Origin of the sequence: Saccharothrix hoggarensis (assembly GCF_042678885.1) — a bacterium.
Classification (GTDB): Bacteria; Actinomycetota; Actinomycetes; order Mycobacteriales; family Pseudonocardiaceae; genus Actinosynnema; species Actinosynnema hoggarensis.
Genome location: NZ_JBHTLK010000227.1, coordinates 1 through 9320, shown reverse-complemented (window position 1 = coordinate 9320; position 9320 = coordinate 1). Strand labels below are relative to the sequence as shown.

12 protein-coding genes are annotated in these 9320 nt (G+C 74.0%); 5 read left to right on the top strand and 7 right to left on the bottom strand.

Going from position 1 to position 9320, the window contains the following annotated elements; genetic code table 11:
- Positions 1-489 precede the first annotated feature (489 nt).
- Both ACFQ3T_RS29695 and dnaN read left to right on the top strand, forming a co-directional pair.
- Entirely contained in the window at positions 490-1728 is a 1239-nt protein-coding gene (locus tag ACFQ3T_RS29695; RefSeq protein ID WP_380728226.1) for an MFS transporter, read from the top strand.
- A 48-nt stretch (positions 1729-1776) separates the two neighbouring features.
- Positions 1777-2880 (top strand): DNA polymerase III subunit beta, encoded by a 1104-nt coding sequence (dnaN, locus tag ACFQ3T_RS29690; RefSeq protein ID WP_380728224.1) that lies wholly within the window; start codon positions 1777-1779, stop codon positions 2878-2880.
- Here dnaN and ACFQ3T_RS29685 read toward each other — a convergent pair.
- Positions 2847-3221: a winged helix-turn-helix transcriptional regulator gene (locus ACFQ3T_RS29685; RefSeq protein WP_380728222.1), complete on the bottom strand. Its 375-nt coding sequence runs from the start codon at positions 3219-3221 to the stop codon at positions 2847-2849. The genes dnaN and ACFQ3T_RS29685 overlap by 34 nt on opposite strands.
- A 25-nt stretch (positions 3222-3246) precedes the next feature.
- Between ACFQ3T_RS29685 and ACFQ3T_RS29680 the strand changes: the two genes are divergently transcribed.
- Entirely contained in the window at positions 3247-3540 is a 294-nt protein-coding gene (locus ACFQ3T_RS29680) for a YybH family protein (RefSeq protein ID WP_380728220.1), read from the top strand.
- Here ACFQ3T_RS29680 and ACFQ3T_RS29675 read toward each other — a convergent pair.
- Positions 3526-4299 (bottom strand): MBL fold metallo-hydrolase, encoded by a 774-nt coding sequence (locus tag ACFQ3T_RS29675; protein ID WP_380728218.1) that lies wholly within the window; start codon positions 4297-4299, stop codon positions 3526-3528. The two genes, ACFQ3T_RS29680 and ACFQ3T_RS29675, sit on opposite strands and share 15 nt — an antisense overlap.
- The gene (locus ACFQ3T_RS29670) at positions 4296-5060 is read right to left on the bottom strand and encodes an NUDIX hydrolase (RefSeq protein WP_380728230.1); all 765 of its coding nucleotides are present in this window, start codon (positions 5058-5060) and stop codon (positions 4296-4298) included. Before ACFQ3T_RS29670 ends, ACFQ3T_RS29675 begins: the two co-directional genes overlap by 4 nt.
- A gap of 69 nt (positions 5061-5129) precedes the next feature.
- Here ACFQ3T_RS29670 and ACFQ3T_RS29665 point away from each other — a divergent pair, with 69 nt between their 5' ends.
- Positions 5130-5486 (top strand): hypothetical protein, encoded by a 357-nt coding sequence (locus ACFQ3T_RS29665; protein WP_380728216.1) that lies wholly within the window; start codon positions 5130-5132, stop codon positions 5484-5486.
- A gap of 8 nt (positions 5487-5494) precedes the next feature.
- Complete coding sequence (locus tag ACFQ3T_RS29660) at positions 5495-6394, top strand: Gfo/Idh/MocA family protein (RefSeq protein ID WP_380728228.1); 900 nt, start codon at positions 5495-5497, stop codon at positions 6392-6394.
- A 63-nt stretch (positions 6395-6457) separates the two neighbouring features.
- Here ACFQ3T_RS29660 and ACFQ3T_RS29655 read toward each other — a convergent pair whose 3' ends face one another.
- The 4 genes from ACFQ3T_RS29655 to ACFQ3T_RS29640 all read right to left on the bottom strand — a co-directional run bounded on the left by ACFQ3T_RS29655 (position 6458) and on the right by ACFQ3T_RS29640 (position 9069).
- Entirely contained in the window at positions 6458-7768 is a 1311-nt protein-coding gene (locus tag ACFQ3T_RS29655) for a hypothetical protein (RefSeq protein WP_380728215.1), read from the bottom strand.
- Positions 7769-7854: 86 nt separating this feature from the next.
- Positions 7855-8457 (bottom strand): hypothetical protein, encoded by a 603-nt coding sequence (locus tag ACFQ3T_RS29650; protein ID WP_380728213.1) that lies wholly within the window; start codon positions 8455-8457, stop codon positions 7855-7857.
- Position 8458: 1 nt separating this feature from the next.
- Positions 8459-8917 carry a RidA family protein gene (locus tag ACFQ3T_RS29645; RefSeq protein ID WP_380728211.1) on the bottom strand — a complete coding sequence of 153 codons (459 nt, stop codon included), beginning with the start codon at positions 8915-8917 and terminating at the stop codon, positions 8459-8461.
- Positions 8914-9069: a hypothetical protein gene (locus ACFQ3T_RS29640; protein WP_106616451.1), complete on the bottom strand. Its 156-nt coding sequence runs from the start codon at positions 9067-9069 to the stop codon at positions 8914-8916. Before ACFQ3T_RS29640 ends, ACFQ3T_RS29645 begins: the two co-directional genes overlap by 4 nt.
- Positions 9070-9320 lie beyond the last annotated feature (251 nt).

The window sequence follows — 9320 nt, the reverse complement described above, 5'->3', positions numbered from 1 at the left end:
CCGGCGATCACGCTCTTCGATCGTCGGCGAATCAGACGCGAACGACCGACTTCCAGGCGGCCGAGCCGCGACGCCGAAGGCGGCGCAATCCAACACAGCAACAAGACCGGGCGCCGCCCCCGACGCGGCGCACCGGTCTTGTCGTCGCGCGGCCCATCCCCCGACAGACCACGCCTTCCACACATCCGACGCTCGCAGGCCCCGACCCTCGTAGCGCCGGAAGGAGGCTTGGTTACCCGCTGCGACGTCCATCGAAACGGGTGGGTAGGGGCTCCTTCAACGATCGCACGACCCCTACCCCGCAACTCAAGTGCTTTCACCCTCATAGAGCCCCTGTGCAGCTTTTGTGGCGTGGTTTCACCCGGTCATCCCATAGTTGTAACCGAACTGCAACTCACTCCCAGGTGATGGGCGGTGCGCGACCGGGTGATGGGTCGCACCGTGCAAATGACTGGTACGCACGTACCAGTCAGAGGCATACTGGTACACATGTCCCATTCTGCCCGCCTCTCCGACTACCGCACCGCCCTCACCACGCCCGGTATGCGCGGCCCCGTCGTCGCGTCGCTGCTCGCCCGCCTGCCCATCGCGATGGTCGGTCTCTCCCTGCTGCTGTACGTGCAGCGCGAGACCGGCTCGTTCGCCGCGGCGGGTCTGGTGTCGGCGTCGTCCCTGGTCGGTGTGGCGTTCGGGTCGATCGTGCAGGGCAGGCTGATGGACCGGCACGGCCCGACCCGGCCGCTGCTCGTGGCCGTGGCGCTGTTCGCCGTGTTCGTCACGCTGGCGATCGGCGCGGTCGAGGCCGGGTTCACGTTGGCCGTGCTCGTGCCGGTGGCGTTCGCGGTGGGCATGACCGAGCCGATGGTGGGGTCCGCGTCCCGCGCGCTGTGGTCGCAGGTGCTGCCGCCCGGCGCCGCGCGGCACGCCGGGTACGCCTACGAGGCGATCAGCATGGAGGTGTTCTTCATCCTCGGTCCCGGCCTGGCCGGGCTGCTGGTGACGGCGCCGTGGGCGGGCACGGGCGTGGTGATCGGCGCGGCGTCCATGGCGGTCGGCGCGCTGTGGTTCGCGCTGAACCCGACGGTCCGCGGTGTGCGGCCGACGCCGGCGCGGCGGAACCTCCTGGGTGCGCTGGCGTCGCCGGGCATGCGCACGGTCGCGCTGGCCGCGCTGGGCTTCGGCGTCACGATCGGGTTCATCGAGGTGGCCGTGCCGGCCGCCGCCGCGCAGGCCGGTCACGTCGGCGTGGGCGGGCTGCTGCTGAGCCTCTGGTCGGTCAGCTCGGTGCTGTTCGGCGTCCTCTACTCGACCCGGCCGTTCCCCCGGCCCATGCACCTGCGGCTGCCGGTGCTCCTGGGCGGGTTCGCGCTGCTGTCGCTGCTGCTCGCGGTGCCGACCGGGCTGATCGGCCTCGGCCTGGCGCTGCTCGTGGTCGGCACCCTGATCACGCCGCAGGCCACCAGCCACTCCGCCGCGATCGAGCAGGTCGCGCCCGAGGGCACGGCGACCGAGGCGTTCGGCTGGGTGGTGACGGCGGTGACCGTCGGCCTGGCCATCGGGCAGTCGGCGAGCGGCCAGCTGGTCGAGTCCCACGGCACCGGCGCGGCGTTCGTCGCGGCGGCGGGGTCCGGTTTGCTGATCGCCGTCCTGGTGTGGGTGTTCCGCGGCACGGTGGCGGCCGGCGTGCCGCTGCCCCGCCGGGACGAAGTGGCGCTGGTGGCCCGCTGACCTGCGGTGATCACGGAATTGTCGGTGGTCGGGTCTAGCGTCGCCGTCATGGACCTGACCGCCACGACCGCCGACCTCGCCTCCGCCGCCGCCGACGTGGCGCGCCTGCTGCCGACCCGGGTGCACGACCCGGTGCTGGCGGGCCTGGTGCTGCGCGCGGCCGGCCACGGGGTCGAGCTGGCGGGCAGCGACCGCGAGCACGCCGTCCGCCTCACCCGCGCCGCGACGGTGCACGTGGACGGCGCGGTGGTGGTGCCGGCCAAGCCGCTGGCGGACACGCTGCGCGGCCTGGACGACCCTCAGGTGAGGCTGGTCGTGGAGGGCTCGCGGCTGGCCGTGCGCACGTCCGCGGCCCGGTTCGCGCTCCCGCTGCTCGACCTGGCGTCGCACCCCGACGTCCCGCCGCACCCGCCGGCCGTGGGCTCGGCGCCGGCGCGCGCCCTCACGTCGGCCCTGGTGCCCGTGTCCGGCGCGGCGTCCAAGGACGACGCGCTGCCGGTGTTCACCGGGGTCCGGGTGCACGGCGCGGGCGACCGGCTGGAGCTGATCGCTACCGACCGGTATCGCATGGCGTTCGCTTCGCTACCGTGGGTCCCGACAGGCGCGCTGGACGCCCTGGCACCGGCCGTGGTGCTGGCCGAGGCGTCCCGGCAGCCGGACCGCGATGCCGAGGTGGTCGTCCACGCCGACGCCGACCGCATCGCCCTGTCGTGGGCGGGCGGGAGCGTGAGCACGGCGCTGCTGGCGGCCCCGTTCCCCGACGATCGAGCGCGGAAGCTGCTGGAGGCGGTCATCGACAGCACGGTGCTGGTGGAGGCGGACGTCCTGGCGGGCGCGGTGCGCCGGGCGGTGCCGTACGCGGGGCCGCACGGGTCCGTCACCCTCCAGGTGGACGACGGCGAGCTGCGCGTGCGCGGCAGCGACCCCCAGAGCGGCGAGTCCGAGGAGTCGGTCAAGGCGACCATCGACGGCAACCGGGTCACCAAGACGTTCCAGGCCCGGTACCTCGCGGACGCCCTGCGCGCGTTCAGCGGCCGCCGGGTCGAGCTGCGCATCCAGGACGGCCTGCGCTCCACCGTGCTCACGTCCCAGGCGGGCGAGGACGGCGTGGAGCTGACCTACCTGGTGGTGCCGCTGCGGACGGTGTCCTGACCCCAGGCCCACATCGCCTCCAGCACCCCGCGCAGGCCCTGGCCACGCGGGGTGAGCGAGTAGCGCACCCGGCTCGGCCAGCCCGGCTCGCGCACGCGCGTCACCACGCCGGCCGCCACGAGCTGCGCCAACCGGTCGGCCAGCACCTTGTCCGACAACGCGGGCAGCGCCATCGCCAGGTCTCCGAAGCTCCGCTCCCCGTCGAACAGCTCCCGCACCACCAGCGTCGTCCACCGCCCGCGCAACGCGTGCAGCGTGACCTCCACCGGGCAGTCGGCGACCGGGTGGTCGACCTCGCCGTGCGGGTCGCCGACCCAGGCACTCACCGTTTGGTTGGCCACGTGCCACCCTCCTAGCGTCCCCACCATGATCGCGCGCACCCCGGACGAGCTGCCCGCACTCTTCGCCGAGGCGTTCAACGCCGGCGACCCGTCCGCCCTGTACGAACCCGGCGCCGAGCCGGACGAACTCGCGGGCCACCTCGCCCTCGGCGCCCCGATGACGGTCCGCCTCCGCAAGGTGGTCGCGCGGGGCGACCTGGCCCTGCTGGTCGTGGACTGGCGGGTCGGCGACGAGACCGGCACGGCGACCGACGTCGCGCGCCGGGGCCCCGACGGCGGCTGGCGGTACGTGATCGACAACCCGTCAGGCGTCGCGTAGGTACTCCAGCTGGGCCCGCACCGACCACTCGGCGGGCTCCCACAGCGACCGGTCCACGTCGGCGTACACGCGCTCGACCACCTGCCGTGCCGTCGGCGCGCCGCCCAGCTCCGCCACCGCCGCCTTGACCTGCGCCAACCGCTGCTCGCGGTGCGCCAGGTACCCGTTGGCGGCGGCCACGAGGTCCGGCAGCTCGGGACCGTGGCCGGGCAGCCCGACCGTGCCCGCCGGCAGGGCCGCGAGCAGCCGCAGCGACGCGAGGTAGTCGCCGAGCCTGCCGTCCGGGTGGGCGACGACGGTCGTGCCGCGACCCAGGACGGTGTCGCCGGTGAGCACGGCGTCGTCCAGCTGGAAGCACACCGAGTCGGCGGTGTGGCCGGGCGTCGGCAGCACGCGGATCGACAGGCCGGCGGCCTCGATCACGTCGCCCTCGTCGAGCCCCAGCCCGCCGAGGCGGAACGCCGGGTCGACCGACCGCACGGGCGCGTCCACCTGTCGACCGAACTCCCGCGCCCCTTCCGAGTGATCGGGGTGACCGTGGGTGAGGAGCACGACCTCGACCGGGGCCTGGGCGGCCAGCCTCGCCAGGTGGGCGGCGTCAGCGGGGCCGGGGTCGACCACCACGCACGACGCCGAGCCGGGCGCGCGCAGCACCCACGTGTTCGTCCCGTCCAACGTCATCACGCCGGGGTTCTCGGCCAGCAGCACCGCCGCGGTGGGCGTGACCTGGCGCAACACCCCGTAGGCCAGCGGGCTCACGGCATGACCACGCGCAGCGCGCCGCCTTCCCGGACCACCTTGGGGATGATCTTCGACACCTCGCGCGGCTCGGCCAGCACCGCAGCCGTCGAGCCCAGCTCGTCCACCTCGGCCAACGTCATCCAGGTGGGCGGCATCAACGCCCGTCGCCCGGCCTTCCAGTCGGCCAGCGCGTCCGCCGGGCGCTGCCACGCCGCGTCCGACGCCTCCGTCGTCACGCCGTCCGCGATCTGCCCCTCCGGCAGCACGGCCGCGAAGAACCGCGTGTCGTACCGGCGCGGCTCCTCGGCGGGCGTCACCCAGTTCGCCCACGGCCGCAGCAGGTCGGCCCGCAGCACGAGCCCCTCGGCGGCCAGGAACTGCGCCAACGACAGCTCGCGCGCCACGAGCGCCTCCCGCGCCGCCCCGTACCCGGAGGTGTCCGCGACCACGGAGTCCGCCGACGGCCCGGCCAGCAGCACCCCGGACTCCTCGAACGTCTCCCGCACCGCCGCGCACACCAGCGCGGTGGCCAGCTCCACCGGGCAGTCGAACCGGGTCGCCCACCACGACGGCGACGGCCCGCTCCACGCCACGGACGTGTCCGCGTCACGCCGGTCCACCCCGCCGCCGGGGAACACGGTCATCCCGCCCGCGAACGCCATCCCGGTCACCCGCCGCAGCAGGAAGACCTCGACGCCGGCCGCGCCGTCCCGCAGCAGCACCACGGTGGCCGCGTCCCGGGGCTCGACCGGTGGCCCGGTGAAGTCCTCGGGGACCATGTCGGCCGGCAACACCAGTTCCTCGGGGAGTTCGCGCACGACCCGAGCCTACGACGAGGATCACGTCCCGTGGACACCACGAGAAAAGGCTGCCTGGTCAACGTCCTGCTGTTCGTCGTGGGGGCGGTCGTCGGCACGGGCCTGACCGCGACGGCGGCCGTGCTCCTCTTCCTGCCGGGCACCACCACGACCAGCACGGACGAGGGCACGCCGAACGTCTACGTCAAGGAGAGGTCGAGCCTGCTCGGCGGCACGGACCGCGAGGTCTGGCTGGGGCCGACCGAGGACCACGGGCACGTCGTGCCCATCCCGAAGGGGTGGGACGACACTCCCGAGGTGCACCGCGTCACGGGAGGCGTGGAGCTGCGGTTCGACCACGGCGGCCTGATCTTCGTGCCGGAATCGACTTACGTCGGCGGCCGATGAAAGGCAGGATGGGCCAGGTGGACGAACAGCTGCGCGTAGGACTCATCGGTGCCGGCCCCTGGGCGAGGATGGTGCACGCCCCCGGCATCGCCGACCACCCCGGCACCCGCCTGACCGCCGTGTGGGCCCGTCGGGAGGAGGCCGCCGCCGAACTCGCCGGCACCTGCGACGCGACCGTCGCCAAGACCCCGGACGAGCTGCTGGAGCAGGTGGACGCGGTGGCGTTCGCGGTGCCGCCGGAGGTTCAGGCGGAGATCGCCACCAAGGCCGCCGAGCAGGGCAGGCACCTCATCCTGGAGAAGCCGATCGCGAGCACGCTGAAGGACGCGGAACGGCTGGTCGACGCGGTCGAGCGCAACAACGTCGCCTCGCTCGTCGTGCTCACCAAGCGGTTCGCGCCGGAGACGCGGGAGCAGCTGGACCAGCTCCGCGAGGCGGGCGGCTGGGTCGGCGGCAGCGCCCGCTGGCTGACCGGCGCGCTGCTGGGCGGCCCGTTCTCGCACTCGCCGTGGCGGCACGAGCGCGGGCCGCTGGACGACATCGGTCCGCACGCGTTCGACCTGCTCGACGCGACCCTGGGCACGATCACCGACGTGATCGCGGCCAACCGGTCCGAGCACGGCGTGTGGCAGGTCGTCTTCCAGCACGAGGGCGGCGCGACCAGCGTGGCCACGCTGACCATGACGCTGGACCTGAACCCCGGCATCGCCGAGGTGGTCGTGTACGGCGAGCACGGGCACCGGGTGCTCGCGGACCGCGGCACGACCGCGCAGCAGTGCTTCACCAACCTGCTGGACGACTTCGTGGCGATGGTCGACAGCGGCACCACCGAGCACCCGCTCGACGTCCGCCGCGGCCTGCACCTCCAGCGGATCATCGACCTCGCCCGGCGGAAGGCCGAGGCCTGACGAACGCGTCGCGGCCCCGCCACCCGTGAGGGGAGGCGGGGCCGCGACGGTCTTCGGGAACCGCTAGCCGGGGAACTTGCCGTTGGTCGGCTTGGGCATGCCGTTGACGTACTCGGGCCCGGCCGGCCACGTCTGCTGCTCGCGCTGCGCCAGCTCCTCGTGGAGCTGCTGCAGCAACGCCCGTTCCCGGTCGCTGAGCTTCGCGTCGACGGTCGGCGGCAGCTGCACGGCCGCCGGCGCCTGCCCCTCCGCCAGCGCCGCCTGCAACGCGGCCAGGTCGTCCGGACCCAGCTCGGTCGTCACCTCGGAGCGGGACAGCGGGTGGTCGTCGGGCAGCGCGAACGGCATCGGCGCGACGGCCCTGGGCCGCTGCTCCACCGCGGGCGGCGGCTCGACGGGCGCCTCGGGGGCGTCCTCGACGCGCACGTCGTCCGACCGCACGTCGACGGCCACGTCGTCGCGCACCTCGCGCACCTCGCGCACGTCGTCCACGCGCACGTCGTCCCGCACGTCGTCCACGCGGACCTCGTCCACGCGAACGTCGTCCCGGACCTCGTGGGCACGCACGTCGTGGGCACGCACCTCGTCCACGCGGACGTCGTGCGCGTCCTCCGCCGGGTCGCGCACCGGCAGCCGCTTCACCGGCTTGGGCGGGAAGGGCTGCGCGCCCTCGTACGTCTCGACGCGCGCACGACGTGACTTGGAGCCGTTCCTGGGTTCCGCAGGCACCGGTTCCGGCTCGACCACCGGTGCCTGGTCCCGCACTTCACCGTCGAACCACGTGCCGCTGTCCGGTGGCGGCTGCGGGCGGGTCGAGCCGGCCGAGAAGAACACCTCGCGGGCCGTGGTGACGGCCGCCGCGTGGTAGTCGCCGAGCTGGGAGCCCACGGTCAGCACCTCGACCACCGCCCGGATGCCCGCCTTGCGCAGCACGGTGTCGACCCGGTAGGCGGTGGCGGGCGCGAAGCCCTCCGGGCCGATGTCCACCAGGACGACCCGCTGCGGCAGCGGTCCGGGCGTCGCGCCGGCCGGCGTGGACCGCCAGGTGGCGCGCACGCCGCGCACGTCCGGCAGCACCGACACGGTCTTGCCCAGCACCTCGGCGAGGCCGTCCGACGGGTCCGAGTCGACGCTGAACCGGTGCCGGGGCACCGGCACCTGCTCGACCGCGAACAGCCGGTCCGCCAGCGAGCGGTCCGAGCGGACCTCGCCGAGCAGCCAGCCGAGCTCGTGGCGCTCCTCCGGGGACACCGGGATGCGCCCGGCCAGCAGGCAGCCGACGACGAGTTCGACCGCTCTGTCCAGTTCGGCGACGGCCAGCAGCTCCCGAGCCTGGGTCAGGGCGTCGTCGTCGACGCGTCCGGCCAGCGCCAACAGAAGGTCGTGTAAACGGACGGGGAGACCCACGCCGTCGTTCGTCACGCCTGTTCTCCTTCCGGCTCGCGCGGGAGCGCCGAGCTCTAGACGGGCACGAGGTGCCCGTCGGCGTCAGCGCCGGCGCACACCAGCTCCGATGCCGCCAACGCCGCCCGGTGGTAGGGCGGCAGGTCCAATCCGGCGGGCAGTACCTCGACACACGGGTCGTGCTCGCCGAGCGCCCGCAGCACGCGCTGGAGCTCACCAGTCAACCGGGCTTCCCCGGTCGTGGCGGTGACCAGGATCAGCCGCCTGGGTTCGCCCCCGCCCAGCCGCCACGAGGACCGGACTTCGCCGACCCCGGGGCGTCCCCGCAAGGTCGCTCCGAGCACCACGGTCGCGGAATCGCCCATCAACACCCGATCGGGTGATTCCGGGGAGAAGGTGTAGCCGGGATCGGGCAGTTCGTCCAGCCCTTTGACGGAACTGATCGTGGACCGGTCGGCCCCGTGCGGCACGAGGGCGTCGGCGAGGAGCCGCTGCTCGTAGTCCGTCAGACCGATCCGGTCGTGCAGCAGCGTGCGCGGCAGGACGCGGGCCAGCACCGCGACCGCGTCCGTGGCCGCCCAGTCGCGGAACCGCCAGAGGACGTCGTCCGGAAGCCGACCGGCCAGCCGCAGCAGCAGCTCGTGGCACGTGTCCGACATCTCACTCCCCGATCTCGACGATCAGATCCACCTCGACCGGCGCGCCCAGCGGCAGCTCGGCCACGCCCACCGCCGCCCGCGCGTGGCGCCCGGCGTCGCCGAACACCTCGCCCAGCAGCTCCGAGGCGCCGTTGATCACGACCGGCTGGCCGGTGAAGCCCTCGGCGGACGCGACGAAGCCGGTCAGCTTGACGACGCGGACCACCGAGTCGAGGCCCACGAGCGCGTCCACGGCGGCCAGGGCGTTCAGCGCGCACGTGCGCGCGTGGTCCTTGGCCTCCTCCGGGCTGACGTCGCCGCCGACCTTGCCGGTGGCGGCCAGGGCACCGCCGACGAACGGCAGCTGCCCGGACGTGAACACCAGCTGCCCGGAGCGCACGGCGGGCACGTAGGCCGCGACCGGCGCCGCCACGGGGGGCAGCTCGACACCCAGCTCGGCGAGCCGCGCCGTCCAGCTCATGCCTTGGGCCGCTTCAGGTAGGCGACGTGCTGCTCACCGCTCGGGTTCGGCAGGACGGTGACCAGTTCCCAGCCGTCGTCGCCCCACTGGTCCAGGATCGCCTTGGTGGCGTGGATCAACAGCGGGACGGTCGCGTACTCCCACTTCTGCATGGGGCGCAGCCTAGCCGGACCTGGATCAGCCGCATCCGACGCGTGCGACACGCCGCTCACGCCGATCTTCACACGACGGGGTGAACCTGCGGTCGGGGCCTCCGGGGAGTCGCAGGCGGGGAGTCGCAGCCGGGAGTCGCAGCAGGGAGTCGCGGCCGGGCCGGTTGACGGCGCTCGCCCCGGCGATCGCGGGCGGCGCGGAGGACGCCGTCCTGTCGGGGGTGCGCGACGGGGTGGCCCGGCCGGTGAAC

Excerpts from the sequence above, each read along its gene's own strand:
- ACFQ3T_RS29640 (WP_106616451.1), bottom strand. The coding sequence starts at position 9,069 with ATGCAGAAGTGGGAGTACGCGACCGTCCCGCTGTTGATCCACGCCACC.
- ACFQ3T_RS29645 (WP_380728211.1), bottom strand. The coding sequence starts at position 8,917 with ATGAGCTGGACGGCGCGGCTCGCCGAGCTGGGTGTCGAGCTGCCCCCC.
- ACFQ3T_RS29670 (WP_380728230.1), bottom strand. The coding sequence starts at position 5,060 with ATGGTCCCCGAGGACTTCACCGGGCCACCGGTCGAGCCCCGGGACGCG.
- dnaN (WP_380728224.1), top strand. The coding sequence starts at position 1,777 with ATGGACCTGACCGCCACGACCGCCGACCTCGCCTCCGCCGCCGCCGAC.
- ACFQ3T_RS29695 (WP_380728226.1), top strand. The coding sequence starts at position 490 with ATGTCCCATTCTGCCCGCCTCTCCGACTACCGCACCGCCCTCACCACG.
- ACFQ3T_RS29660 (WP_380728228.1), top strand. The coding sequence starts at position 5,495 with ATGGGCCAGGTGGACGAACAGCTGCGCGTAGGACTCATCGGTGCCGGC.
- ACFQ3T_RS29650 (WP_380728213.1), bottom strand. The coding sequence starts at position 8,457 with ATGTCGGACACGTGCCACGAGCTGCTGCTGCGGCTGGCCGGTCGGCTT.
- ACFQ3T_RS29680 (WP_380728220.1), top strand. The coding sequence starts at position 3,247 with ATGATCGCGCGCACCCCGGACGAGCTGCCCGCACTCTTCGCCGAGGCG.